This is a genomic window from Streptomyces nigra (assembly GCF_003074055.1).
GTDB lineage: Bacteria > Actinomycetota > Actinomycetes > Streptomycetales > Streptomycetaceae > Streptomyces > Streptomyces nigra.
Map to the genome: position 1 here is coordinate 5,093,159 of NZ_CP029043.1, position 24,403 is coordinate 5,117,561.

Here is a 24,403-nt window from a genome sequence, read left to right on the forward strand (position 1 = left end):
ACGAGTTGATGACGGTGCGTGAGGTTTGTACCGAACTGAAGGGCATTTCACGGCGGACCTTCTACCGGTGGCAGGAGATCGGGCAGGCGCCGCAGGCGTTCAAGCTGCCCAACGGTGAATGGCGCATGTGGCGCAGTGACTTCGACGCATGGCTGCATGCCCGGGAGAGGACCGCGGCATGAGGTCTCTCGATGTGAAGATCTGGGGTGTTCGAAAGAGGAACACGAAGAAGTCGTCCTATGACGTGAGATGGACTGTTGCCGGAGCCGTGTTCTCCGATCAGTTTCGCACCAAAGGGCTTGCGGACCACTACCGATCCAAGATGCTTCGTGCCGCTCATGCGGGCGAAGAGTTCGACACGGAAACAGGGCTGCCCGACTCCATGGTCGAAAAGGCAACCACGCTGACCTGGTATGCCTTCGCCCAGAAGTACCTCGCCATGAAGTGGCCGCACGCGGCGCCGAACACGCGCAACGGGATCAATGAGGCTCTGACCGCCGTCACGATGGCCCTTCTTGACGAGCGTCCGGGGCAGCCGTCCGAGGAAATGATCAGAAGGGCGCTCCGCAACTGGGCCTTCATCCTTCCCGGACCGGACAAGCGCGAATTGCCGACCGAGATCGCGAACACCTTGCATTGGGTGGCCAAGGCGTCGCGCCCGCTCTCGGACCTCGGTGACGCTGCGATCGGCAGGGCCGTCCTGGATTCGCTCAAGCTGAAGCTCGATGGGACGGCGGCAGCCGCGGAGACTGTCCGGCGCAAGCGTCGGACACTCGTCAACGCGCTGCACTATGCAGTGGACCTCGGGGAATTCAAAGAGAATCCGATCACGGGCATCCGCTGGAAGGAACCGAAGGTGGCCGGGGAAGTCGATCCCCGGGTGGTCGCCAATCCTGCGCAGGCCCGTTCCCTGCTGGCTGCGGTCTCGTACGTTGGTGGGTACGGCCGGGCGCGTGGTCGCCGACTCGTCGGCCTGTTCGCCTGCATGTACTACGGCGCTTTGCGCCCGGCTGAGGCCGTCGGCCTCACCGATTCGGACCTGAAACTGCCTGAGACCGGCTGGGGGACGGTACTGCTGAACCGGACACGTCCCAGCGTCGGAAAGCAGTGGACGGACTCCGGTGAGACCCACGACGACCGGGGCCTCAAGAACCGGCCGGCGGAAGAGGTCCGGCTCGTACCGATCCCGCCCCAGCTCGTCGCCATCCTCCGGCAGCACCTCGACACCTTCGGCACCGCCGAGGATGGGCGGCTGTTCACCAACGAACGCGGGGGAGTGGTCGGCTCCTCGACGTACTACCGCGTCTGGCAGGAGGCCCGTGCGCTGGCGCTTCCGCCGGCCGCGGCCGCCTCCCCGCTCGCTGCGCGCCCGTATGACCTCAGGCACTCGGCACTGTCGACCTGGCTCAACTCCGGGGTAGACCCGACGGAGGTCGCCGAGCGTGCGGGCAACAGCGTCGAGGTCCTGCTGAGCCGCTATGCCAAGTGCATCGACGGACGGCAGGAGATCGTCAACCGCAAGATCGAGGAGTTGTTGCGCGAATACGAGTAAGCACTGGCGTTGCTCGATTCATAGGTCCCCGGATGACTCCGGGGACCTTCGCTTTGCTTGTGTCTCCACAGGATGCTGTAGACGCTTGCCCACGCGTCACCAGCTCTGGGCTGCGTTGAACGACCCTTCTCCCCACGCGCTCAGGCGGCGGCTTCGCCGGGGGATTCGTCCTCATCCTCGTCATCCGAGGAGCCGCCCCGCTCATAAGGCGCAACGGAAATGATGCGTCCGTCAGCAAGGGTCCTCTTGTGCCCGACGACCGAGTGTCTGACAGGGCCATTCCGCCGCTCGTCCGCGGACGCAGATTCGGCGACCGACCCGGAGTCCTCTGCGTCCTCGCCATCATCGGAGGCGTTCTGTTCCATGGCAGTCTTGGAGACCACGACAGCGACGGCCAGAGCCATGCCGCCCAAGGCGGTGCCGGCGGCGAGGATCTTCCCCTTGTGCTTCCCGTACAGGTACTTCGTCTTCTCGACGAAGGATGTGGGCTCGTCGTTCTCGGGCGTGGAGTCATTCACGCGCACACATCTACCGGACCCATCCCTCACCTGTCAGGCAATCACCCGACATCGCCCGATCAAGCTCAGTAGACATGGCCTGGTCCGTGGTGGGTCCGTGACCTCGCTGGCCTTCTCAAGTGTCGGCTGAACTGGGCAGACTCTCCAAGATCCTGTCCACGAATAGTCCACAGACCCCGACCTAGGGCCGCTCAGCGCTGCATATGGCTGCACATACGCGAAGACCCCGGCCTCAGCGTTTCCGCTGGTGACGGGGTCTTTGGGCACCTCATGCTGGGTGCCCCCGGCAGGATTCGAACCTGCGCACACGGCTCCGGAGTGATTGCGCCGATCGAGCCATGCATCCCCTCTGACCTGCGCGGGAGCCAGTCCGTTGTGGTACGGGGACACACAGTGTGTCGGAGCTGTGTCGCGGGAGCACTCCGTTGGCTGCGGCCGGGCACTGCGTCGGCCGCTCTTCCCGTGCGGGCTGGATGCGCTGGGCGCCTTGGGGCAGGGACTGCTTTGTCGCGAAGCAACTTGGGTGAGGGCTCGGCCTTGAGCTGGTGTGCTCGTCACCTGCACTGCAGGTTCGCCGGTGTCCGTGCTCGCCTGTCGTTGCCCGTCGGCGTTGTCACGCAGTTAGACACTCAGCGGGGCCTGTGGCTGACGGCTCTTGTACTGGCACTCAACTCGACTCGGGTGCTTGGTCGAGCTGTTCGAGTTCCAGCCCATACGTGTCACCACCTCTCCTCCGCAACTCAGTTGACTCGCGTCCGCGTCCTCCCGATCCTGGAATGCTCGTCTACGCCGACCACGAGAGGCCGATCATGAACGAGGCATGGATCAACATGGGCTGGGCCAACAACGCGGTGCGGCTCGACCTCAAGAAGGTGCAGGGTTCCAGCGGGCTCGGCGTGATGCAGCTTCGTTTCCACGTCGAAGCCTCATGTAGAGATGAAGTGGCGGCCCAGAAGCCGCTGTTGCTCGAGGGCAGGCTGTACGCGGAAGGGCTCGGATCAACGAGTGGGTATGTGAGAAGGCTTGCGGTCGAAGACTCACCGGTCACGCTGCACAGCTTGGCAGCCACCACATCCTTCGTCCTGGTGGCTGATGTTGACCACCGGCAGCTCCAGGTGATCGAGGAGCACCGCACGGGCGGCATGAAGTTCCGCCTGCAGCTCACCGGCACGACCATGAACGACGGCAGCCTCGAACGCATCGGGGTTGGCAGCATCGAGTGTGAGCTCAGCCAAAGCGACTGGGCGGCTGTCCTTGACCAGATGCAGTATCGGCGCCTGCTCCTGATCGAGCTGGACGCGCCGGACGCCAACCGGTCGGCTGAGTTCAAGGTGGCTCTCGAATTCTACCGGGACGCAGAGAAGCAGTACCTCAAGCAGGAGTGGCGGCTGACGGTAGAAGCGCTCCGCCAGTCGCTCGCTGCGCTCGTTGGGAAGACCGCTGACGAAGAGGACGAGGCGGCCGATGTGGAAGCGGCGTTCAAGACGCTCCGCAGGGAAGCAAACAAGATCAAGGTCGGCTATCCGCCGCGTGCCGAGCAGGTACGGCGGGCGCTTAAGTTCATGTGCGACCTGGGGGCGCACCCGGAGACTGCCGAGACCGTCAAGGCCAATGCGTACTCGGCGCTCCTCATGACTGGTGGACTTCTGCACGAGTGGCAGAACTGATCCCGAAGGGGAAAGTTCCGTAGATCGTGGCAGTGAGCCTCGCTACGCAAAAATAGTTTTCCGGTGCTCGGCGTTAGGATGAAGTGCGCACATGAATGAGCGATCCCCTCTTGAATTCTCTGACCGACTGGAATACGTCGCTAACAAGCTCGGCGCGGAACCATGGATCACTGTCTATGAATTCACGAAGGGCGAGCACGAGGAGGTGAGTTACTACTGTTCGCTTGCCCGGCCCGAGGTCCTGGACAGATGTCTTGCCAACACGTCGTGGGATCTGCTCATTGGCCACGGGATGCCGGGGTTTTCCTTCTATGGCGATGGTAGGCGCGAGTACCACCGCTTTGGTGATGACGATGGGATTGAGCCGTTCGTCATTAGCCGCGACTTCCATGGTCTGAAGCCGTCGTACCTCGAACTGTCCGAGGAGTTCCGGCACTTTCACAACCTCTACGAGGACCGCAAGAAGGGCGTCTTTATCGCTCTCGACGACAACGGCGACGATGTTGAAGTCGTCCGTGTGGCGCCGAAGAAAATCCAAGTGCGGGCGAAGTACATCAAGGAATACCTCGCGGCTCGCGGAATGGTGATGCTGCTCTTCTTCGAGTTTGACCGTTGGTCGTCGAAGACGCTGGACGAGCTGGGGATTGAGAAGCAGAACGTAGACCAGCAGGAAACTAACTACCGATACATTCGGTGGGTTAACATGCTTTCGGGTATCTCCGACCCTGCCCGTCGGACCATGGCGCGCATGACAGGGAAGAAGATCGTCGAGGGCTCGGGTAATCCTCTCCCATCTTGGATTCGTGATCGTGATAGCCGAGAGTACGAGCAGTTCATTATTGACGTAGACGAGGAGGGAAACAACGTCTACTTCACTTGCGATGAGGAACAGCTTGCGAACCACTTCGGCAAGAACCCCGAAGCTCCCCACTTTCTGACGCCCGTCTTCTTCAGCAAGGCCGTCATGGCTAAGTATTACAACGACCCTGCGAAATATCGGGTCGAAGACAGTCACCTTTACTGTGGTGGGTACTGGGGGCTTCGACTCGACAATAACCATCGGGACTACGTGGTTGTCTATCTGGGTGACCTCGGCAGGCTCTCTCAGAAGGAGCAGCTTTACTGGAAGAGCTTTAATGTCGTGCCCGATGGGAATGTAAGTGACGTTGCGTTCCGACGCGGCATCCTGGGCGAGTGGGCTGCCGCCGATGAGCCTGCGCTCGCGTTCAAAGCCTCGTACGAGCGTTTTCGTGACAGCTGGCATAACCACTTTGGGTGGGATCTGTTCAAGCCGCTCAGGACTGAAGACGAGCACAACTGGGCAACGCTACACGTCCCGGCGAGCGAGAACCAGAAAGAATTCGACGACCAGGTCATGTCGCTATCGAAGGTTCTCGTGGAGCGTTTGAACGAACGTGAGCTCGCCAAGCACATCACGGTTGAGCCTAACGATAAGGGCATCACCAAATTTCAGAAGTACCTCGACGGGGTCGAGTTCCCGGAACGGCAAGAACTCATCACGTTTCTGCGGAACCTTAACGGCCTCCGCAGCGGGCCAGCCCATGTCAGGGGTGGTAAGGACTACCAACGAGCTGCCACGCACTTCAATCTGGAGGAGAAAGGGTTGTCTAGCGCGTTCTCAGACCTCCTCGTGCAAGCAACTGCACTGATCGATAAGCTGCGCAGCTTCATGGTGCCCGAATCCGAACAGTGAGAGCGGCCACGACGTGTTCTGACTTCATGCACCGTGTGCCTACTCCTTGGGCGGGGGTGGGCGGGCGGCCGGTGGTGCCGAGCGGGGCGGACACATGAGCGCGGGCGCCGCCGGCCGCCCGCGCTCGCCCGGAGGAGTGAAGCGACGACGGGTGCTTGATCAGGTAGGGAAAGTTCCGAACCCTCCTGTGTACCCCTCGTGAGTCAGCAGATCGGAAGTCGCCTCCGGCTCCTACGTCCATTGGAGAGGTCGGCTTCGCCGACGGGCTGTAACACCCACTGCGTGTTGCAGCCGTCTGTGACCGGACAGCCCGGACAGCTCAAAGTGCCGCTGTCCGGGCTGTTTGTGCAGGTGAGAGCCCTAACCGGACAGCCGGACAGTGCGGACCCCTCCCAGCGCGGTTCCATCAGACCCGGACAATCCGTCCGGGTTCGCTCCTGCTCAGTGCCGCACGCTGGTCGTTGGCGGTAAGGGCTGAGATCACTTACCCCTTCCCCGCCGCGTCGGTACCGTGAAGACGCCCCTACTCAGCAGCGGGAGGCAACACCACATGCGTGGTCTTGGAGATCACCTCAGCATCGGCGAGCGCATCGCGTTCTACCGGAAGCGCCGCGGCTACACGCAAGAGGTGCTGGCCGGTCTGGTCGGTCGTAGCACTGACTGGCTCGCGAAGATCGAGACGGGACGCCGAAAGCCGCCCCGTATCGACATGCTCGCGGAGCTGTCGCGCACCCTGCGCGTGCCTCTCGGGGATCTACTCGGTCAGACCGTGCTCATGGAAGACGAGCGGCAGCAGGACGATGTCCCCGCCGTACGTGACGCCCTCATGAGCCCGCGTCGGCTCTCGCGCCTGCTCTTCGGCCCTGAGGCTGAGACCCAGCTTCCGACACCTGCCCCTGTGGCCGTGCGTGTCGAGCAGGCATGGAACGACTACCAGGGCGGACGGCTCGGCAGCGTAATCGCAGCCTTGCCGGCGCTTCTTCAGACCGCACAGGAACTGGAGGAACGAGCGGCGCGCCGCGGCGATGACCATGGCGACTGCTGGGCAGTGTCAGCCCGTACGCACCACCTTGCGGCTACGACTCTTGCGAAGATCGGCGAGTCGGACATCTCATGGCTTGCTGCCGAGCGCGCGATGCGAGCCGCTGACGAGTCGGACGACCCGCTCGTGTTGGCGTCGGCTGCGCGATCCGGCACGCATGCCCTGCTCGCCAACGGGCGCTATGACGATGCGCTAGAGCTGGGCAACACGGCAGCTACGTGGCTGTCGGCTCAGGTGACCGACAGCAACCCGGCGGCGCTCAGCCTTCTGGGCATGATCCACCTGCGTGCCGCCGTCGCGGCGGCACGGCATCAGGACCGGCCCACCGCAACGGCACTACTGGACCGTGCCGAAGAACTCGCGGATGACCTCGGGTCGGATGAGAACTACTGGCAGACGGGGTTCGGGCCGACGAACGTACTGCTCCATCGCCTGTCTATTGAGCTGGACCTCGACAACGTCTCGTACGTGGTGGAACACGGCCGGATCAACGTCGACCACATGCCGCAGGAGCGCAGCGTCTCGCACCGTATCGACTTCGCCCGTGCCCTGTCCCTCGCTGGGCAGGGGGATGAAGCGTTCGCGGAGCTACGTACAGCTGAGCGGACATCGCCGCAGCTCGTACGCAACAATCCAAGGGTGCGCGAGACGCTGCGGGACCTGATCAAGCAGTCTCCCGTGACCAGCGGTTCGCGTTCGTCCGAGGTGTTCGTGATGGCTCAGCGGTGCAGGGCGGTGCAGTGAGTTCAGGCAAGCGCGGGGTGCTCGGTGTGGTCGGGTCGGCGGCCGGAGGCGTTGAGGCTTTGCGCACCGGTCTTGTCGGACCCGCGATGGACCGAGGATGGCAGGTGGCCGTCACCCTCACGCCGACCGCAGGTAAGTGGCTACGGATGATCGGCGAGGTTGAGCGGCTGGAGAAGCTCACCGGCCTGCCTGTGCGTGACGAACCGCGTCTCCCTGGAGAGGACAGACCGCATCCGCCGGTTGACTGCTACGTGGTCGCCCCCGCGTCGGCCAACACAGTTGCCAAGCTCGCGACCGGCCTCATGGACAACCAGGCGCTGACACAGGTTGGCGAGGCCATGGGCACCCTCGGTCTGCCGGTTGTCATCTTCCCTCGGGTGAACGCGGCGCACGCTCGCCACCCCGCGTGGCAGGGCCACGTCGATGCCCTTCGGGCCGGGGGAGTGCACGTCGTCTACGGCCCGGACGTCTGGCCGCTGTACGAACCGAGGGAAGCGCCGGCGGGGCGCGAACTCCCGTGGGCCGCAGTGCTCGACGCCGTGGTGGAAGCCACTCGGTGACGAGTCGTCAACCTACTTGGTCTGCAAGGAAAGAGGACCCGGACAGTCTGTCCGGGTCCTCTTCCGTTTCCGGTCGCATGCTCATTGGCATGTCAGGGATCAATGAGCGAAGCGGCGAGTTGGGAGGCCTGACTCCCACGGAACTTGCCTTGATTGAAGCGAGTCTGAGCGAGGCGCGCGCCACGGTCGAACGACTGCTACGGCGAGCGGACGAACTTACGGCGAGGGTGGAGTCCCGTCACCGACAAGCTGTTCAAGGCGGTCCAGTCGCTCACCGAGCAGACGAAGAGCGTCATGAATCGAGCTGAGTTCTGCTGCCAGTGCGGTGAACGCGGGACTACTGCCCGGCTCGGTACCGAGCGGCACCGACGGGTCTCGGACGAACGTCCCGCGACCCTGCTGGGTGAGAACCAGTCCCTCGTCACGGAGCTGGCCGTAGGCGCTCTGCACGGTCATGAGCTGAACGCCAAGGTCTTTGGCGAGCTTGCGAGCCGCAGGGAGTCGGTCTCCCGGATCGTACTCGCGGTTCGGGCCCGTGATCTTCTCGCGAAAATCCGCGGCGATCTCCTTGGCCGTGGGCGTCTGCTTGGGCGCTTCTGGACTCTGCTCCATGGGTTCGAGAGTAGCTGGACCTAGGTCAATCTCTACGCCTCGCCCAACCCTCTTGACAGCCAGATTGACATAGGTCAATCTGAAACTCCCGCGGCACTGGGACTCCCCAGCAAGGTCGCCCGCCGTCGCGGTTCTCCCTGCTCCTTCGACTCAGGAGAGCACCATGCGCACGTACGTCGGCCATCAACAGGCCGTATCGGCTGCGGACTTCGTGGAGCTGGCCCTTGGTACCCCGGTTGAGCTGTGGCTCGGGGTCGAGGGCGAGACGGACGAAGAGCACGCGGCCCGCCTGGACGCGGCGCGCGACATCCTCGCCGACCCCGAATACAGCAACCTGCCGGACGACGTGGCCCGCATCGCCGCTGAGGTGATCGAGGCGCACGCCCCAGAACTGTTCAACGTCGTTCCGCTGGCGAGCCCGGCGAGGCGCCGCCGGTCCTCCCGGAAGGGAGCGGCGGCATGACGACCGCAACCGAGACGGCACGGCCGGCGGTGCCGCCGCTGACGAAGCCGGAGATGGGTCTTGCCGGACTGGGCGCGTTGGCCGCGGCCGGGGTCGGCGCCCTGGGGCTGATTGCCTCGTTCGACGCGGTCTCCTTTGCCGCCGCCCGTTGGGGCTTCGGCGCGCCATGGATGCTGCCGGTCGGCATCGATGTGGCCATTCCGGTGTTCACCGTGGCCAACCTGCTTTTGATCCGGATGGACATGGCGTTGGCGTGGGTGCGGTTCGTGCCCTGGGCGCTAACGCTGGTCACGTGCGGGTTGAACGTCGCAGCCGGGCACACGCTGTGGGCAAAGGTCGCGCACGGCACGATGCCCCTGCTGTGGGTGGTGTTCTCCGAGATCGGCGCCCACGTCTACGCCGTCCGGATCGGCGCCGCCACTGGCCGCCGGATGGAGAAGGTGCGATTCTCCCGCTGGATGCTCGCCCCGCTATCGACCTTCGCTCTGTGGCGGCGGATGACGCTGTGGGAGATCACTTCCTACTCCGAGGCGCTGAAGCGGGAGCGGGAGCGGCAGCTGGCCCGCGCTCGGCTGCGCGAGCGGCATGGCCGGCGGTGGCGGTCGAAGACCCCGCGCCCGGAACGCGTGCTGCTGAAGTTGGGCGAGCTGGCCCCGGCGAGCGAGGACGTCCCGCCCGTGCCGCAGCAGCAGACGGAAGAGCCGAAGGCGCCCAAGGCGCCGCGCAAGCGCCAGGCTGGCACCAAGGGCAAGGCCAAGACTGCCAAGGCGCCGCGGACCCCGGCGGAACTGCTCGCCGAGGCGCGTGAGGCCACGGCCGACTGGGCCGATGACGCGATCAACGCGGAAGCCATCCGGACCACGCTGCACTGCTCGGCTGCCAACTCCCGCGTGCTGCGCGACCTGTTGCTGAGCGAGCGGGCCGAGGGGCGCCGCCTGCACTCCGTCGACGGCGACGAGGGGACCGAGGAGGCGGCGGCATGAACACCGTGTTGACCATGCTGGCCGCGGCGGCGCCGGTCGCCTCCGGCTGGTCGGCGCACACGCTGTGGCTACGGCGGCGCCTGAACGTCGCCCGCCGTGACCCGCTGACCGGGCTGCGGACGCGCGAGGCGTTCACCCGTCGCGCCACGGCTCTGCTGCGGGACCCCCGGGCGGTTGTGGTGCTGGCCGACGTTGACCGCTTCAAGCAGATCAACGACACCTTCGGGCATGCGGCCGGGGACGCGCTGTTGAAGACGACCGCGGACCGGCTCGCCTACCACGTCGGCCGTTCCGGGGTGGCCGGGCGGCTCGGGGGCGACGAGTTCGCCGCCGTCCTGATCGACGACCACGGCACCGCCTCCGACATGCTCGCCGTGCTGCACGGCGTGCTCGCCCGTCCGGTCGACGGCCAGGACCCGGCCGTACACACCACGGTCTCTCTCGGCTGGGTGCGCGCTGCGGACTTCCCCGGCGACGACCTGTCCGGGTTGCTGCGGCGGGCCGATGAGGCGATGTACGCGGCCAAGCAGGCCCGCGCCGGTACCCGCCGCGCCGGGTTGGGGCGACTGTTCGCCACGGTCACCGGGCGGCGCGCCGGCCGCGCCGGAGCCCGGACCGATGCTCTGGTCGTAGGGGTGGCGGCCTGATGTCCGCCTACAGCAAGTGCTTCGACCCGTCTGGTGCCCGGTTCGGGGTCCCCACGTACCCGTGGCGATTCGCCCCGGACGGCTACGCCACTCGCCGGCAGCTGCGTGCGGCCGGGCTGCGGCCGGGCGGACAGCCGGTCGCCGCACAGGTAATGCGCAGCCACCGGGGCCGCAAGGCCGGGGTGCAGGTCGCCTACCTCTACCGCGTCGACCGCGCGAAGCCGGTCCGGCCGATGACCTCCCGCAAGTGGGGTGCGCTCGCCCTGGCGATGCTCGCCCGCCGCACCTGCCCCAAGTGCCGGATCACCTACAGCTACTGCATCCCGACCTCGCTCGGGATGTGCCTCCTCTGCACCTACCCCGAGGAACAGCGCGCCGCCTGACCCACTCAGTGCGGGGCCCGGTCCCAAACCGACCAAAGCAGCGGCCGGGCCCCGCATCCCTCCCAGAGAGAAGGAACCCTCAGTGAAACATCCCGACGATGACAACGAACTCTTCAACCGGCTTGAAGCCGAGATGGCCGCCGACTCCGACGGCGCCGTGGTCGACCTGGACAAGGCCCGGTCGGCCCGCACCGAGTCGGCGGACCGCGCGCCCGACTCCGGGCCCGGCCGGTCGGGCGACCCGAAGCCGACCGAGTCGGTCGACCCGGGCGAGGGAGAGTCGGACGACTCCGCCCCGACCCTGGTCGACCGTCCGGCGCCGACTCAGTCGGGCCCCGGTCTGATCGACCGCATCCGCGACTCCAAGCGGCTGGACATCCTCCCGGCGTGGGCGAAGGCGGGCCCGGAGTTCGCCAACGCGATGCGGTGGCTGGCCGGGCATGTCTGGCACACCATCGCCTTCCACGCGGTCCGAGTGCCGTTTCTGTACGTGCCCAAGCTCATCTGGCGCTCGCCGCGCGGCCTGGCCAACACCCTGACCCGCGTGGGCCGCTGGGCGGTCGACGCGGAGGGTGAGCCGCTGCGGCAGGCCGAGGCACGTCGGGAAAACTCCGAGCTGTACCTGAAGCTCTCCCGTCAGCGCGACCGGCGGGTGCGGCTGCGGATGCTCCTCACCATCCTCGGTGCCCTGGCCGCCCTGGTCATGGGCTTGTTCCTGGTCTACGGCGCCGAGCCGCGTACGCAGGTCATCGCCGCCACGCTTATCGTGCTGACGCTGGGCTGGCTGGGCGCGCCGGCGGATGCGCCGCTGGCTACCCGTGCGGTCATCAAGACCGAGGTGCAGAAGCTGACCAGCGACATCGTGGTCAAGGCCATGGCGTCCATCGGCATCGGCCAGATCACCAGTGCCGTGGCCAAGGGGCAGGACGGCATCAAGTTCGTCGCCCCGATCACCCGTGAGGGCCCGGGCTGGCGCGCGGACATCGACCTGCCCCTCGGGGTGACCGTCGCCGACGTGGCCGACCGGCGCGCCCGACTCGCCTCCGGCCTGCGCCGCCCCCTCGGCTGCGTGTGGCCTGACGCCGACCCCAACGAGCACGAGGGGCGCCTCATCCTCTGGGTGGGGGACCGGGATCTGTCCAAGACCGGACTCGTCAAGTGGCCGCTCGCCACCGCCCGCAAGCACGACATCTTCAAGCGGATCCCGTTCGGCATCGACCCGCGCGGCCGGGCTCAGTCCGTACCCATGATCCAGCACAACATCCTGATCGGCTCGCTGCCCGGCCAGGGCAAGACCGCCTCCGTGCGCGTGCTGGCCTGCGGCGCCGCCATGGACCCGTCCGTCGAACTGTGGCTGCACGAGAACAAGGGCACCGGCGACCTGGACTCCCTCGAATGCGTCAGCCACCGGTTCGTCTCCGGCATCGACGACGACTCGATCAAGTACGCGGCCGACTCCCTGAAATTGCTGCGCGAGGAGGTCATGCGCCGCGCGGCTGCGATCAAGAAGCTGCCGCGGGACCTGTGCCCGGACAAGCGCATCACCCGCGCCATCGCCGACAAGCGCTCGCTCAAGCTGTGGCCGCTCGTGGGCGTGTTCGATGAGTGCCAGAACCTGTTCGCGCACCCCAAGTACGGCAAACAGGCAGGTGACGACGCCGAGTTCATCATCAAGCTCGGTCGCGCCCTGGGCGTGATCCTCGTCCTGGCCACGCAGCGCCCGGACAAGGACTCGCTCCCGACCGGCATCAGCGGCAATGTGTCCATCCGCTTCGCTCTCAAGGTCGCCGGGCAGGTCGAGAACGACATGATCCTCGGTACGTCCGCGTACAAGAACGGTGTACGCGCCACCTCGTTCCGCCCGGAGATCGACGCCGGTAACGGCTACCTCGCCGGCGCCACGGCGCTGCCGGTCGTGGTGCGCACCGCCTACCTGGACGACCACGCCACCCACGCCATCGCCCAGCGCGCCTACGCCCTGCGCAAGGCTGAGGGCACCCTGTCCGGCCACGCGCTCGGAGAGGACCCCGAGGCCGTGACCGGCCCCTCGTACGACCTGCTCGCCGACGTCGCCGCGGTCGTGCCGCCGTCGGAAGAGCGGGTGTGGAACGAGCGGATCGCCGCCCGGCTCGCCGAGTTGCGGCCGGAGGTCTACGGCGGCTGGAAGGGCGAGAACGTCACCAGCGCGCTCAAGCCGCACGGCATCAAGACCCGCGACGTGGCCGGGACCACCGACGACGGCACCCGCACCACCCGCCGTGGCATCGTCCGCGCCGACCTCACGAAGGCGATTGCGGAGCGTGACGAAAAGCGGGGCGCCGCCTAGCCCTGGACGGTGCTACCGGTAGCAGGGCGACGTGCTACCGGTAGCACCCTCGCTAGCACCCCACACAGCACCTGATCTGCGATCTAGCGCATAGCACCCCACCTGCGAAAACCTCGAAAACCGCCTAGAAGGGCCCCTCGTGACCCCCATCGCCCTTGCTATCGCCTGCCTGCTCTCCGTCACGCTCGGTTACGTCGGAATGTGCGCGGCCAGCCCGTTCGGCACCTGCCGCAAGTGCAACGGCTTCGGCTTCGCCCTGGAAACCGACCGCAAGGGACGGCCCAAGCGCGGCAAGAGCTGCCGCCGCTGCAAGGCCACAGGCAAGCGCATACGCGCCGGCCGCTGGCTCTTCAACCGAGCCCAGCGGATCTACCGCGAAGGCACCCACTGACCACCCGCCCACCCCGTCGAAGGGAGGTTCCGCCCGTGGCCGTCACCGTCTCACTCGTGGCCCTGTTCGGACTCGTCCTGTTCTTCCTGCTCCGCTCCAAGTCCCTGGGCTACGGCGCCGCGTTCACCGCCGCCGGGTTCGGCTTCTTCCTCGCCTCTACCGGCGCCGCCGGACCCATCAACCAGCTCGCCGCCGCGGTCATCGACGCCATCCAGCAACTGTGAGGAGCACCGCCGTGAACGAATCCACCTTGCCCGCGCTCGCGCACGACATGCCCACCGAGCCGTACGCGCTGGCCCCGGCCGCGGTCGAACTGGCCGCCGAGCGCGGGCCGGTGGTGTGGGTGCCCGACGCCTACGGGCGCATGGTCCCCATGCCCAAGCACCTCGCCCCGCCCCCGATGGCCCGCCCCGAGCCGCGCGACCTCACCTCGCTGCCCCTGCTGGACCCCCTCGCCCAGCGCCTGATGGGCGCCGGCATCGGCGGCGGCGCCCTCGCGGCCGGCTTCGGCTACGGCATCGGCGAGGCCGTCAACGCGCTCGCCGGACTCGGCTCCGGCGCCCTGGTCTGGATCGCGCTCGCCGTGCTCGCCTGGCGCGCCCCCGCCCGCGCCGTCGCCGGCGCCCGTGGCAGCACCGTCCACATCCGCAAGGCCGTCATCAAGCGCAGCCACTTCCACGGCTGACCACCCCGAGAGGACAGACGTGTTCGAGATCCGCGTCATCTGCGACCCCGCCGACACCGACCGGATCACCGCTGCACTGAGCGGTGCGTTCGCCGCCGGCGCCATCCGCACCTACCCGACGGCGCGCGCACCCGGCTGTACGTCACCGCCGACCACCGCCCCGAGCCCGGACCGTGGCCCACGCCGGACGAGGCGTACGCGCTCGCCCCGAGCCTCATCCGCGAGATCGGATGGACCGCCCGAACGGCCGCCGATAAGCCGTTCGGCGAGCACCTGGGGCGGGAGTTCTGGCTCCGTAAGGCCGCGCTGCTGGACCGCATCGCACTGCGCGCCGAGGAGGACGGCCCCCGCGGTGACGCCGACGAGGTGGCCACGGAAGCGGCCCGCCGGCTCATCGACTGCGACCGGGAGGGCGAGGGCGACTACCACGGCGCCCCGTACCGGCCGGAGCACCCGGCCACCGCCGCCGACCCGCGCGGCTACGTCCGCCAGGAATACGCCCACTGGACCAAGAACCAGTAGCAACGCCGCGGCGGCGGGACTCCCCAGCAAGGTCGCCCGCCGCCGCGGTTCTCCCTGCCCATCCGCAGACAGAACAGGAGAACCCCCAGCATGCCGCACCTGGACGGCTCTGCCCAGCTCACCGCCGCGCTTGACGCAGCGTCGCGTGACTGGCGCGTCTTCCCCCTGATTCCCGGTGACAAGCGCCCGGCCGTCTCCGACTGGGAGACCCGCGCCACCACCGACCCGGACCGCATCACCCGCGCGTGGTCCGTTGCCGCCTTCAACGTGGGCATCGCCACCGGCCCGTCCGGCCTGGTAGTCATTGACCTGGACAAGCCCAAGCACCCCGGCGACACCCCGCCGGCCGCTTGGGCCGAGCACGGCGTCACCGACGGCGCCGACGTGCTCGCCGTGCTCTGCGAGCGCCACGGCCAGCCCTTCCCCGCCGACACCTACACGGTGCGCACGTGGAGCGGCGGCACCCACCTGTACTTCCTCGCGCCCGAGGGCGAGCCCCTGCGTAACACCGCCGGGGACAGCGCCCGTGGGCTGGGCTGGAAGGTCGACACCCGCGCGTGGGGCGGGCTCGTTGTCGGCGCGGGCAGCACCTTCGCCGGACACCCGTACGAGGTCACCCACCACGGCCCCGTGGCGCCCCTGCCGGGCTGGCTCGCTGAACTCCTGCGCCCGGCCCCGCTGCCCCCGCAGACACCCGTCACGGTCGCCCTCACCGGCCACGGACGGCGCACCGCCTTCCTCCGCTCCGCGATCAACGGGGAGGTGCAGCGGGTCACCGGCTCCGGCCCGCACGAGCACAACAACAGCCTCTACATCGCCGCGGTCGCCCTCGGACAGCTCGTTGCCGGAGGCGAGTTGGGCGAAGCCGACGTCACCGGCTGGCTCCTCACGGCCGCGCTCCAAGTCGGCCAGGGCGAGCGCGAGGCACGGCGTACCATCTCCTCCGGCCTGCGTGCCGGAGCACGTCGCCCCCGGACGGTCGCCGCATGAGCGCCAACCCCATCCCGCCCCTGCACCTGTACTCCGTGCCCAGCGACCCCGAGACGGCCCCCGTTGCGCTGCCCAAACGGGAGCGCCCACGGACGGCATGGACGGCCGATCAGCTCATGGCCGCGCACTTCCCCGAGCCGAAATGGGCCGTGCCCGGCATCCTCGCCGAGGGCGTCAACGTGCTCGCCGGGCCGCCCAAGGTCGGCAAGTCCTGGCTCTCCCTCGGACTGGGGCTGTCGGCCGCGGCCGGCGGCAAGGCGTTCGACTCCGTACCCGTCGAGGGAGGCCCGGTGCTCTACCTCGCCCTGGAAGACACCCCGCGCCGTCTCCAGACCCGCATGGGCAAGCTGCTCGGGGGCCAGCCCGCGCCCGCCGGTCTGACCCTGGTCACCGAATGCCCGCCCTTCCCCCAGGGCGGGACCGAGGCCATCGCACAGTGGCTGGAGCGCAACCCCGACGCGCGCATGGTCGTCATCGACGTGTTCGCCAAGATGCGCGGACAGGCCCCGGCCGGGGTGTCGGCGTACGACGCGGACTATGTCGCCGTCGGCTACGCCAAGCGGCTCGCCGACCACTACGGCGTGGCCGTCGTCCTCGTGCACCACGTCCGCAAGGCAGGCTCCGAGGACTTCCTGACCGAGGTCTCCGGCACCAACGGCATCGCCGGAGCCGCTGACGCCACGCTCGTGCTGAAACGGGCGCGTGGGCAGGCGGACGGCATCCTGCACGTCACCGGCCGCGACGTGGACGAAGCCGAGTACGCCCTCAGCTTCCAACCCGCCTCCGGCGCCTGGCACCTGTTGGACGGCCCGGTCTCCGACCACACCGTCAGCGACACCCGCGCCACGATCCTGCGGTACGTCCGCGCCCACCCCGGCGCCAAGCCGAAGGACATGGCGGACGAGCTGCCGCACGTCGACATCGACACGATCCGCCGCACCTGCAACCGCATGGCCGACGCCGGACAGCTCACCAAGGACGCCGGCGGCCGGTACTACCCGGACACCGAAACCCGGACGCAGGGCGCCCAAGAGGTGTCCGCACTGTCCGGCTGTCCGGTTGTCCCGTCTGACCAGCACGAACACCCCGGACAGTCGGAATTGGAGCTGTCCGGCCTGTCCGGTGCGGACGAAGCCGAAGGGATGGCGAAATGAGCGCCCGTACACGGGACGAGAAGATGACCGTCAAGGAGGTCATCACTGATCTGAAGGTCGCCCCGTCGACCTTCTACCGGTGGCGCCAGCTCGGGAAGGGGCCCCGCGCGATCAAGCTCCCGAACGGCGACGTGCGGATCCGGCGGTCGGAGTACGAGCGTTGGCTTGCGGAGCGGGAGGACGCTGCGTGAGCGCCGAGAGCAACACCCCGGCCGGGCGCCCTCGCGGGTCGGCCCGGCCGGGCTACTCCTTCGACGTCAGGCTGTGGAAGGTGACCAAGACCGGCCGCAAGTCCCGCCCGTGGCGCCTCCGGTGGGTGGTCGCAGGGCAGGTGCACGGCGACACGTTCACCACGTTGGCTCTCGCGGAGAGCCGACGGTCCGAGCTGTGGCAGGCCATGAATCGGCGTGGTGAAGCGTTCGAGATCGAATCGGGACTGCCTGAGTCCGAGGTACGCGCGGCGGCCGAAGCCGCCGAAGCAGCGGACGCCGAGTCGTCGTTGCGATGGTTCGAGTTCTGCCGGAAGTACGTGGCTGGACGGTGGCGTACGGCTGCGGCCAAGACCCGTGAGGGCATGGCGGACGGCCTTGCGGCCGTGACGCTCGCCATGGTCAAGCGTGGGGACGACGCTCCCGACGACGAGACCCTTCGGCTGGCCTTCCGGTGGGGGATCGTGCCCGCAAACGCGGGAGAGGACCCGTCGGCCGAACTCAAGGCCGCATACGACTGGGTCACGACGACCGACCGGCCACTGGGTGATCTGACCGACCCCGAAGTACTCGAGGATGTGCTGTACCGCCTCGGGTACAAGCTGGACGGCACCCCGGCGGCGGGCGACACATACAAGCGGCGCCGCCGGGCCCTGAACACCGCCCTCGAACACGCCGTGGTGACGGGGGAGCTCCCAGAGAACCCGCTCCAGCGCGCTCGCCGGAAGCACGTCGGGTCCAACGATGTCGTTGACCGCCGCGTCCTGGTGAACCCCGTCCAGGCCCGCCAGTTGCTCACGGCCGTCTCCTACGTCGGGTCGTGGGACCGGTGCCGTGGGCGGCGGCTGGTGGCCTTCTACGCGGTCCTGTACTACGCGGGCCTGCGCCCCGCGGAGGCGGTCGGGCTGCGATTGTCGGACTGCCACCTGCCCGAGACGGGTTGGGGCACGCTGACCCTGCGGGAAACGCGGCCCGTCTCCGGGAAGCAGTGGACCGACTCGGGGGAGCGGCACGATCGCCGGGGACTCAAGGCGAGGGAGGCGACCAGCGACCGGCCGGTGCCTGTTCCGCCTGTGCTGGTCGCGATCCTCCGCGCGCACCTTACGGAATTCGGGACGGCCAAGGAGGAGCGCGTCTTCGGCAACGAGCGCGGGGGAGTCGTCGGGTCCTCCACCTACTGGCGCGTCTGGGAGGAGGCACGTGCCTACGCCCTCCCGCCTGAGCGCGTCGACTCGCCGTTGGCCGGCCGCCCGTACGATCTGCGGCACGCCTGCATAACGCGGTGGCTGAACGCGGGGGTGCCGATTGCCGAGGTGGCCCGTCGGGTCGGCAACTCGCCGGAGGTGATCCATCGGCGATATCACGGCTGCGTCGACGGACACGAGGAAGTCGCGAACGCCAAGATTTCTAAGTCTTTGGAAGAAGACGGAGACATGGTATAGAAGCAGATCTGGCGCGCTATGCATACGCTATCTGCAACACCTGCGCTTAGTTCCGCCAGATACTGCAAAGACTGGTGCGGTGAACGTGTGCTGTCTTGTCTGACAAAACCACTCGCACCTCAGATTGCTCTTGATTCTAAGGTTTTCTGGGGTGCGTGTTGGGTCTTTCAGGCAACGGATGAACCTAGCAGCGATGCTGGGGAGAAGATCTGCAAGCGACTCGCCAGGCTGCGCCATCGATCGGGAGACGTTGTTATTGTTTGTTCCTTGTCGGTGGCATGCGTGACAACCAGAGCCGCTGTATGTTCTGTTGCGGATCATGGTTTCCCATACGTGTCCGCACTTGCTGCATTGCCATTCCGCTACATCGAACGAAGAAGGCGAGCACAGGGACAGGTCGTACTCGGGTCGGGTGAGGTTCTTTCTGAATTCAGGGAGAAGCCCGGGATATTTCTTCGCCGCAGACTCGAACCTCACTCCTCCCTTAATTGTCGCCCAGGCGTCTGCTGCCTGCCCCAGGGCTCTCTCTCTTTGCGCCTTACTCAGTGTTTTGAATTGGAGTCCGCGAGCAACCATGGTCGGACCGAGTGAAGACGCCCAGGTCCACGGGTCGATTCCCTTTCTAGTGGCGTCACTGACTTCTACATGTTCGCCAGGGATGTGAGGGAGGCCTTGAGCGCGAACCCGCACATAGTCCAAATCACGCAGGAGTACGCTCTTTCTGGCATCCTTTTCCCGGTGGCGGTCTGTGCTGTGCGTGTGGAACGGGTCCAGGTCCACATAGAGTTGAACCGACGGCACGAAGAGATCTACTCGGGGAGGGCGTCCCGAGGCTCCACGCACGTGCTCTACGGCGTGGTCGCATACGACGTCGGCCCCTATTGCTGCTGCGAGCAGGTACTGCACCTCAAGCTCGAAACGCGACCTGCCTGCTGACGTGCACTTGGGGCAGCCGGAACCATATGTTCGGGTCAGAACGTTAGCTTCCCATTCGTGCCCATAGCTGCATTTCCAGAGACACCGGTCATTGCTACGTATTCTCAGGTGCTCGGGCCCTACGCCCGGCGTTGTCAAGTTCTTCACGAAGGATTGGCTAATCTGTGGGTAGATTTCTCTGAGTGACTCTCCTTCTTTAGGGGCTTTGCGGCGCGCGGCGATGCGTCGGTCGTAACACTTCCGGCATCCGGATCCGCTTCGATTCTTGTGTGAGCGAACACGGGATGCGACGCTGGCTATCCATGTGTGACCGCAAGTTGAGCACAGCCAGGCGCACTTATCGCCAGATCCAGGTCTGAGCATGGTTAAATCATGATCCGGCGTTGTTTCGTTTCTGATGAACTCCTTAGCGACCTCTCCGAGTGCATCATGTGCGGTTTGGAATGTGCCCTGTGGTTTGCGCTTCCACTTGCCCCGCCTTGCTGCAAAGCAGGCGGGACAGCCTGTTTTGTTGGATACGCGGTTCTGTGGAACCGCTACCCATTCGTTGTTGCAGAAACGGCAGCGCCAGCGGCATTTGTAGCCACTGTGTGGCTTGAGTTGTGAGGGGGTGAGTTCATTCTCTAGGTTGGCAACAAATTCTTGGGCCAGTTCGGGGTGTAGATCTGCAAGGGACTCACCTTGGCGAGCTATCCTGCGTGCATTGATTGTCCGTAGGCGTGCGCACTTCGGGCATCCGCTGCCGGCGCCGCCTGTAGTTCGCTTGGTGACGGTGCACGTCCACTCATGGGCACATGCTGTGCAGCGCCACCTGCACCCACGTTGGTCGGAAGGCTGAAGCCGGTCACTCGTTACGTCGTCGTGGCCGATGACTGCGACCAGCTCTGTCGCGATGTGTGGGTGTGTGAAGGTGAGCGCGTTTCGCTGTCTGTCGGTCGTATCTACCGAGCGCGACATGTCCCCCCTAGCAAGTCGAAACCAGCCGCATAGTACGGCCCGTTTGCCGCTGCGGGGCATGACTCGCTTGATCTCTGGTGCAGCTTCGAAGAGCGCGCCAGGGGCAAGCTCAGAGCGATCTACGGGCGATGTTCTGCAGAGGGGGCTCGTGTGTGGTGACAGCGCGAGGGGGCATGCACTGTGTCGAGGGTGTGTCGCGGACAGTGAGAGACGACAAGAGAGGGCGGGAGTCAGTGAGACTGACTCCCGCCCTCTTCTGTCGGCATCCACCCTGGTCAGCGCATCATGGCTGCTGATCCTCGGCGAGTGCCCCCGGCAGGATTCGAACCTGCGCACACGGCTCCGGAGGCCGTTGCTCTATCCCCTGAGCTACGGGGGCGTGTCGGTCGCGTTGCTCGCGGCGACGGGTAGAACACTACCAGCTCCGGTGGGGTGTTCATGAACGGGTTTTGCGGGGTGTGGCACCCCGTGCGAGCTGGGGTGGGTCACCCGCAGGGGGTGGAAGTCGGGAAAACCCGGACGCGGTGGCCGGTCCGGACCTACTCTCGAGTTGTGCCAGGCGCGTCCGGCCGGGTGCTTGTTGTGGACGACAACAAGGTCATCCGGCAGTTGATCAGGGTCAATCTCGAGCTGGAGGGCATCGAGGTCGTGACCGCGGCCGATGGTGCCGAGTGTCTTGATGTGGTCCATCAGGTGCGGCCCGATGTGATCACCCTCGATGTCGTCATGCCCCGCCTCGACGGGCTGCGTACCGCCGCGCAGCTCCGTGCCGACAGCCGTACGCGTGATCTTCCGCTCGCGATCATCAGCGGCTGTACGCAGTACGAGATCGAGAGCGGGCTCGACGTCGGCGTCGACGCCTTTCTGCCCAAGCCCTTCGAGCCCGCCGAACTCGTGAGCGTCGTGCGGCGGTTGCTGGAGGGGGAGCGGCGCGTCGGTGGGGGGCTGGGAGCAGGGGTCAGGGTTTAGGGCGGGCCAGCAGGCCCTGGGGGCCTTCCGTGTGGGGCCGGGTCACACCGAGCGGCCCGTACAAACCCGGTCGCATACCCACCCCCCTCCTCCCATACGCTTGACCCGTGACCCCCGTCGAGCTCTCCCGTACCGTGCTGGGCGCGGTGCGTCGTGCTGTCGACGACGGGGTGCTGGACGTCGCCGTGCCGGAGCGTGTCAAGGTCACCGCTCCCGGCCCCGGTGGCTGTGGCGACTACGCCACCAACATCGCCCTCCAGCTCGCCCGGCCCGCCGGGCAGCCCCCGCTCCACGTGGCCGAGATCCTGCGCACCCGCCTCGCCGCCAGTGACGGTGTACGGGACGTCGTCGTCACCGGGCCCGGGTTCCTCAACATCACCCTCGGTGGCGCCGCCGGCGTCGATCTCGTCGCCGAGATCCTGCGGCGCGGCCCCCGGTACGGGTTCGTCGACGAGCCCAGCGGTGAGGTCGTGCACCTGCGCGCCCCGTGCGAGGTCCGTGCCGTCGTCGTCATGGATGTCGTCGGTCGGTTGGTGCGGTCCCAGGGGGTGGGCGTGCGCACCAGCTGTGAGGGTGGTGTGCTCGAGGGGGAGTGGATCACCGTACTCGGGGTGCCGGGCTGTGGGGACGAGGGAGTTCCGGGTCCGGCGGCCTCCTCGGCGGGCCACGTCGTTCAGCCTGTTCCCGCTCCGGCCTCCCCTCTCCACCTCGGCCGTGACGCCGGGCGGTGGGCGTTGCTTCACCCCGCCGGCCACGACCGGCCCCGTATCTCCGACGAGCATCTCGTCCAGCGTGAGGGCAACCCCCTCTTCCGCGTCCGTTACGCGCACGCCCGCATCCGGGCCCTCAGCCGTAACGCCGCCGACCTGGGGTTCCGTGCCGAGCCCGGCCCGATCGACCCCGCCCGGCCTACGGGCGCTGCCGCCCATCCCACGGCCAGCCCTGCCCGGCCTATCGGGGCCGCCGCCCATCCCACTGCCCTCTCCGCCCGGCCCACGTACGCCGCCGCCCACCCCGCCGGCACCCCCACCCCCACCGGCGTCCCCACCCCCACCGGCGTCCCCACCCCCGACGCCCCCCAAGCCGCGCACGCGCACCCCACCCCGAGGGCCCCCCAGGCCACCCACCCCCTGGCGATCCGCCCCCGGCCACCCCCCACCCCCTCCTCCACCCCCTGGCCGACCACCCCCGCGTGCTCGCCCAGGCCGCCGCGCACCGCGCTCCCGATCGACTTGCCCGGCACCTCGTCAGCGTCGCCGATGCCGTGCTGCCCCTGCTGCCCGCGGTGCTGCCGCGCGGGGCGGAGAAACCCTCGGCCGCCCACCGTGCCCGGCTCGCGCTCGCCGAAGCCGCCGGGGCGGTGCTGGCCGGTGGCCTGTCCCTGCTCGGCATCGACGCACCCGAACATCTCTGAGGAAGCCGACAAGAGTCATGAGCCGTTCCGCACATCCCGCCGGGCCCCGTCACGCCGACGTCCTGACCGAGGGGCACTACTCGGCCCCGCCCGCGGACCTCAACGCCCTCGACCCCAAGGTGTGGGCCCGGACCGTCACCCGGGGCGATGACGGGGTCGTCACCGTCGGCGGGGTCGACGTCAAGACCCTGGCCGAACAGCACGGCACCCCCGCCTACGTCCTCGACGAGAGCGACTTCCGGGCCCGGGCCCGCGCCTGGCGCGACGCCTTCGGGACCGACGCCGACGTCTTCTACGCGGGCAAGGCGTTCCTGTCCCGTGCCGTCGTGCGGTGGCTGCACGAGGAGGGGCTCAACCTCGACGTCTGCTCCGGCGGCGAGCTCACCACCGCGCTGTCCGCCGGGATGCCCGCCGAGCGCATCGCCTTCCACGGCAACAACAAGTCCGTCGCCGAGATCCGCCGGGCCGTCGAGGCGGGAGTCGGGCGGATCGTGCTCGACTCGTTCCAGGAGATCGTCCGGGTCGCTCATATCGCCCATGAGCTCGGCACGCGGCAGCGCGTGCAGATCCGCATCACCGTCGGCGTCGAGGCGCACACCCACGAGTTCATCGCCACCGCCCACGAGGACCAGAAGTTCGGCATCCCGCTCGCCGGCGGGCAGGCCGCCGAGGCCGTGCGGCGGGCGCTGCAGCTCGACGGGCTCGACGTCATCGGCATCCACTCCCACATCGGGTCGCAGATCTTCGACATGTCCGGGTTCGAGGTCGCCGCGCACCGCGTGGTCGGGCTGCTGAAGGACATCCGCGACGAGCACGGCGTCGAGCTTCCCGAGATCGACCTCGGCGGCGGGCTCGGGATCGCGTACACGAGTGACGACGATCCCCGTGAGCCGCACGAGATCGCCAAGGCGCTCACCGAGATCGTCACCCGGGAGTGTGAGGCCGCGAAGCTCCGCACGCCGCGGATCAGCGTGGAGCCGGGGCGCGCCATCGTCGGGCCGACCGCGTTCACGCTCTACGAGGTCGGGACCATCAAGCCGCTCGACGGGCTGCGCACGTACGTCTCCGTCGACGGCGGGATGTCGGACAACATCCGCACCGCCCTGTACGACGCCGAGTACAGCGTCGCCCTCGTCTCCCGCTCCTCCGACGCCGAGCCCATGCTCGCCCGCGTCGTCGGCAAGCACTGTGAGAGCGGGGACATCGTGGTCAAGGACGCGTTCCTGCCGGCCGACCTGGCGCCGGGGGACCTCATCGCCGTACCGGCGACGGGCGCCTACTGCCGTTCCATGGCCAGCAACTACAACCACGTGCTGCGGCCGCCGGTCCTCGCCGTGCGGGACGGCGCCTCCCGGGAGATCGTCCGGCGTGAGACGGAGGAGGACCTCCTCCGTCTCGACGTCGGCTGACCCGCAGCCGGAGCACAGCAACGGCCAGAACACCGAGGGCGGAAGATCTCTCGTCTCCCACCCCGGTACAAATGAAATAGATGTCTCACGATCCGGACGAAGGGCAGAAACTTC

Annotated in this window: 24 protein-coding genes, 1 tRNA gene and 1 pseudogene; 22 read left to right on the top strand and 4 right to left on the bottom strand. The window is 67.4% G+C overall.

Annotated elements, in window-relative coordinates:
• Positions 1 to 8 precede the first annotated feature (8 nt).
• Both DC008_RS23760 and DC008_RS23765 read left to right on the top strand, forming a co-directional pair.
• Positions 9 to 182 (top strand): helix-turn-helix transcriptional regulator, encoded by a 174-nt coding sequence (locus tag DC008_RS23760; protein WP_108710827.1) that lies wholly within the window; start codon positions 9 to 11, stop codon positions 180 to 182.
• Entirely contained in the window at positions 179 to 1,552 is a 1,374-nt protein-coding gene (locus DC008_RS23765) for a tyrosine-type recombinase/integrase (RefSeq protein WP_108708693.1), read from the top strand. The genes DC008_RS23760 and DC008_RS23765 overlap by 4 nt, the downstream gene beginning before the upstream one ends.
• A gap of 140 nt (positions 1,553 to 1,692) precedes the next feature.
• On the opposite strand, the gene DC008_RS23770 is transcribed toward DC008_RS23765, so the two are convergent.
• Complete coding sequence (locus DC008_RS23770) at positions 1,693 to 2,070, bottom strand: hypothetical protein (RefSeq protein WP_123954028.1); 378 nt, start codon at positions 2,068 to 2,070, stop codon at positions 1,693 to 1,695.
• A 776-nt stretch (positions 2,071 to 2,846) separates the two neighbouring features.
• On the opposite strand from DC008_RS23770, the gene DC008_RS23775 reads away from it, so the two are divergent.
• The 4 genes from DC008_RS23775 to DC008_RS23790 all read left to right on the top strand — a co-directional run bounded on the left by DC008_RS23775 (position 2,847) and on the right by DC008_RS23790 (position 7,797).
• The gene (locus DC008_RS23775) at positions 2,847 to 3,737 is read left to right on the top strand and encodes a hypothetical protein (RefSeq protein ID WP_108708695.1); all 891 of its coding nucleotides are present in this window, start codon (positions 2,847 to 2,849) and stop codon (positions 3,735 to 3,737) included.
• 91 nt (positions 3,738 to 3,828) lie between these two features.
• Positions 3,829 to 5,451 (top strand): hypothetical protein, encoded by a 1,623-nt coding sequence (locus tag DC008_RS23780; protein ID WP_108708696.1) that lies wholly within the window; start codon positions 3,829 to 3,831, stop codon positions 5,449 to 5,451.
• 550 nt (positions 5,452 to 6,001) lie between these two features.
• Positions 6,002 to 7,237, top strand: coding sequence for a helix-turn-helix domain-containing protein (locus tag DC008_RS23785; RefSeq protein ID WP_108708697.1), 1,236 nt, complete (start codon positions 6,002 to 6,004; stop codon positions 7,235 to 7,237).
• 26 nt (positions 7,238 to 7,263) lie between these two features.
• Entirely contained in the window at positions 7,264 to 7,797 is a 534-nt protein-coding gene (locus tag DC008_RS23790; protein ID WP_279632356.1) for a flavoprotein, read from the top strand.
• A 216-nt stretch (positions 7,798 to 8,013) separates the two neighbouring features.
• Here the strand turns inward: DC008_RS23790 and DC008_RS23795 are convergent, their stop codons facing one another.
• The gene (locus DC008_RS23795; protein WP_108708699.1) at positions 8,014 to 8,409 is read right to left on the bottom strand and encodes a GntR family transcriptional regulator; all 396 of its coding nucleotides are present in this window, start codon (positions 8,407 to 8,409) and stop codon (positions 8,014 to 8,016) included.
• A 163-nt stretch (positions 8,410 to 8,572) separates the two neighbouring features.
• Between DC008_RS23795 and DC008_RS23800 the strand changes: the two genes are divergently transcribed.
• The 13 genes from DC008_RS23800 (at position 8,573) to DC008_RS23860 (ending at position 18,604) form a co-directional block, all read left to right on the top strand.
• Positions 8,573 to 8,872, top strand: a complete 300-nt coding sequence (locus tag DC008_RS23800) for a hypothetical protein (protein WP_108708700.1) — start codon at positions 8,573 to 8,575, stop codon at positions 8,870 to 8,872.
• Positions 8,869 to 9,855, top strand: coding sequence for a DUF2637 domain-containing protein (locus DC008_RS23805; RefSeq protein WP_244221408.1), 987 nt, complete (start codon positions 8,869 to 8,871; stop codon positions 9,853 to 9,855). Before DC008_RS23800 ends, DC008_RS23805 begins: the two co-directional genes overlap by 4 nt.
• A complete protein-coding gene (locus tag DC008_RS23810) occupies positions 9,852 to 10,502 on the top strand; it encodes a GGDEF domain-containing protein (protein ID WP_108708701.1) in 651 nt (216 codons plus the stop codon). Before DC008_RS23805 ends, DC008_RS23810 begins: the two co-directional genes overlap by 4 nt.
• On the top strand, positions 10,502 to 10,885 hold the full coding sequence (locus tag DC008_RS23815; RefSeq protein ID WP_108708702.1) for an RRQRL motif-containing zinc-binding protein: 384 nt from the start codon (positions 10,502 to 10,504) through the stop codon (positions 10,883 to 10,885). The genes DC008_RS23810 and DC008_RS23815 overlap by 1 nt, the downstream gene beginning before the upstream one ends.
• Positions 10,886 to 10,967: 82 nt before the next feature.
• Positions 10,968 to 13,211 carry a P-loop NTPase family protein gene (locus tag DC008_RS23820; protein ID WP_208645968.1) on the top strand — a complete coding sequence of 748 codons (2,244 nt, stop codon included), beginning with the start codon at positions 10,968 to 10,970 and terminating at the stop codon, positions 13,209 to 13,211.
• A 139-nt stretch (positions 13,212 to 13,350) separates the two neighbouring features.
• Positions 13,351 to 13,602 (top strand): hypothetical protein, encoded by a 252-nt coding sequence (locus tag DC008_RS23825; protein WP_108708703.1) that lies wholly within the window; start codon positions 13,351 to 13,353, stop codon positions 13,600 to 13,602.
• Between the two features lie 35 nt (positions 13,603 to 13,637).
• Complete coding sequence (locus DC008_RS23830; protein WP_108708704.1) at positions 13,638 to 13,826, top strand: hypothetical protein; 189 nt, start codon at positions 13,638 to 13,640, stop codon at positions 13,824 to 13,826.
• Positions 13,827 to 13,837: 11 nt separating this feature from the next.
• Entirely contained in the window at positions 13,838 to 14,287 is a 450-nt protein-coding gene (locus DC008_RS23835; protein ID WP_108708705.1) for a hypothetical protein, read from the top strand.
• 366 nt (positions 14,288 to 14,653) lie between these two features.
• The gene (locus tag DC008_RS36050) at positions 14,654 to 14,809 is read left to right on the top strand and encodes a hypothetical protein (protein WP_244221409.1); all 156 of its coding nucleotides are present in this window, start codon (positions 14,654 to 14,656) and stop codon (positions 14,807 to 14,809) included.
• A 90-nt stretch (positions 14,810 to 14,899) separates the two neighbouring features.
• A complete protein-coding gene (locus DC008_RS23845; protein WP_108708706.1) occupies positions 14,900 to 15,799 on the top strand; it encodes a bifunctional DNA primase/polymerase in 900 nt (299 codons plus the stop codon).
• Complete coding sequence (locus DC008_RS23850; protein WP_108708707.1) at positions 15,796 to 16,953, top strand: AAA family ATPase; 1,158 nt, start codon at positions 15,796 to 15,798, stop codon at positions 16,951 to 16,953. Before DC008_RS23845 ends, DC008_RS23850 begins: the two co-directional genes overlap by 4 nt.
• The gene (locus tag DC008_RS23855; protein WP_108708708.1) at positions 16,950 to 17,144 is read left to right on the top strand and encodes a helix-turn-helix transcriptional regulator; all 195 of its coding nucleotides are present in this window, start codon (positions 16,950 to 16,952) and stop codon (positions 17,142 to 17,144) included. Before DC008_RS23850 ends, DC008_RS23855 begins: the two co-directional genes overlap by 4 nt.
• On the top strand, positions 17,141 to 18,604 hold the full coding sequence (locus DC008_RS23860; protein WP_208645970.1) for a tyrosine-type recombinase/integrase: 1,464 nt from the start codon (positions 17,141 to 17,143) through the stop codon (positions 18,602 to 18,604). Before DC008_RS23855 ends, DC008_RS23860 begins: the two co-directional genes overlap by 4 nt.
• Before the next feature lie 27 nt (positions 18,605 to 18,631).
• Here the strand turns inward: DC008_RS23860 and DC008_RS36475 are convergent, their stop codons facing one another.
• The gene (locus DC008_RS36475; protein WP_123954029.1) at positions 18,632 to 20,557 is read right to left on the bottom strand and encodes a zinc-ribbon domain-containing protein; all 1,926 of its coding nucleotides are present in this window, start codon (positions 20,555 to 20,557) and stop codon (positions 18,632 to 18,634) included.
• A 247-nt stretch (positions 20,558 to 20,804) separates the two neighbouring features.
• A tRNA-Arg gene (locus DC008_RS23890) sits at positions 20,805 to 20,876 on the bottom strand.
• 59 nt (positions 20,877 to 20,935) lie between these two features.
• Here DC008_RS23890 and DC008_RS23895 point away from each other — a divergent pair.
• The 3 genes and pseudogenes from DC008_RS23895 to lysA all read left to right on the top strand — a co-directional run bounded on the left by DC008_RS23895 (position 20,936) and on the right by lysA (position 24,289).
• On the top strand, positions 20,936 to 21,466 hold the full coding sequence (locus tag DC008_RS23895) for a response regulator (RefSeq protein ID WP_108710832.1): 531 nt from the start codon (positions 20,936 to 20,938) through the stop codon (positions 21,464 to 21,466).
• Between the two features lie 107 nt (positions 21,467 to 21,573).
• Positions 21,574 to 22,862 (top strand): annotated as a pseudogene (locus DC008_RS36480) (hypothetical protein); the annotation flags it as partial.
• A gap of 35 nt (positions 22,863 to 22,897) precedes the next feature.
• A complete protein-coding gene (gene lysA, locus DC008_RS23905) occupies positions 22,898 to 24,289 on the top strand; it encodes a diaminopimelate decarboxylase (RefSeq protein WP_108708710.1) in 1,392 nt (463 codons plus the stop codon).
• Positions 24,290 to 24,403 lie beyond the last annotated feature (114 nt).

Coding starts and splice junctions, on each gene's coding strand:
- DC008_RS23760 (WP_108710827.1), top strand. CDS start 9: ATGACGGTGCGTGAGGTTTGTACCGAACTGAAGGGCATTTCACGGCGG.
- DC008_RS23765 (WP_108708693.1), top strand. CDS start 179: ATGAGGTCTCTCGATGTGAAGATCTGGGGTGTTCGAAAGAGGAACACG.
- DC008_RS23775 (WP_108708695.1), top strand. CDS start 2,847: ATGCTCGTCTACGCCGACCACGAGAGGCCGATCATGAACGAGGCATGG.
- DC008_RS23780 (WP_108708696.1), top strand. CDS start 3,829: ATGAATGAGCGATCCCCTCTTGAATTCTCTGACCGACTGGAATACGTC.
- DC008_RS23785 (WP_108708697.1), top strand. CDS start 6,002: ATGCGTGGTCTTGGAGATCACCTCAGCATCGGCGAGCGCATCGCGTTC.
- DC008_RS23795 (WP_108708699.1), bottom strand. CDS start 8,409: ATGGAGCAGAGTCCAGAAGCGCCCAAGCAGACGCCCACGGCCAAGGAG.
- DC008_RS23800 (WP_108708700.1), top strand. CDS start 8,573: ATGCGCACGTACGTCGGCCATCAACAGGCCGTATCGGCTGCGGACTTC.
- DC008_RS23805 (WP_244221408.1), top strand. CDS start 8,869: ATGACGACCGCAACCGAGACGGCACGGCCGGCGGTGCCGCCGCTGACG.
- DC008_RS23810 (WP_108708701.1), top strand. CDS start 9,852: ATGAACACCGTGTTGACCATGCTGGCCGCGGCGGCGCCGGTCGCCTCC.
- DC008_RS23815 (WP_108708702.1), top strand. CDS start 10,502: ATGTCCGCCTACAGCAAGTGCTTCGACCCGTCTGGTGCCCGGTTCGGG.
- DC008_RS23845 (WP_108708706.1), top strand. CDS start 14,900: ATGCCGCACCTGGACGGCTCTGCCCAGCTCACCGCCGCGCTTGACGCA.
- DC008_RS23850 (WP_108708707.1), top strand. CDS start 15,796: ATGAGCGCCAACCCCATCCCGCCCCTGCACCTGTACTCCGTGCCCAGC.
- DC008_RS23855 (WP_108708708.1), top strand. CDS start 16,950: ATGAGCGCCCGTACACGGGACGAGAAGATGACCGTCAAGGAGGTCATC.
- DC008_RS36475 (WP_123954029.1), bottom strand. CDS start 20,557: ATGCCCCGCAGCGGCAAACGGGCCGTACTATGCGGCTGGTTTCGACTT.
- DC008_RS23895 (WP_108710832.1), top strand. CDS start 20,936: ATGAACGGGTTTTGCGGGGTGTGGCACCCCGTGCGAGCTGGGGTGGGT.
- lysA (WP_108708710.1), top strand. CDS start 22,898: ATGAGCCGTTCCGCACATCCCGCCGGGCCCCGTCACGCCGACGTCCTG.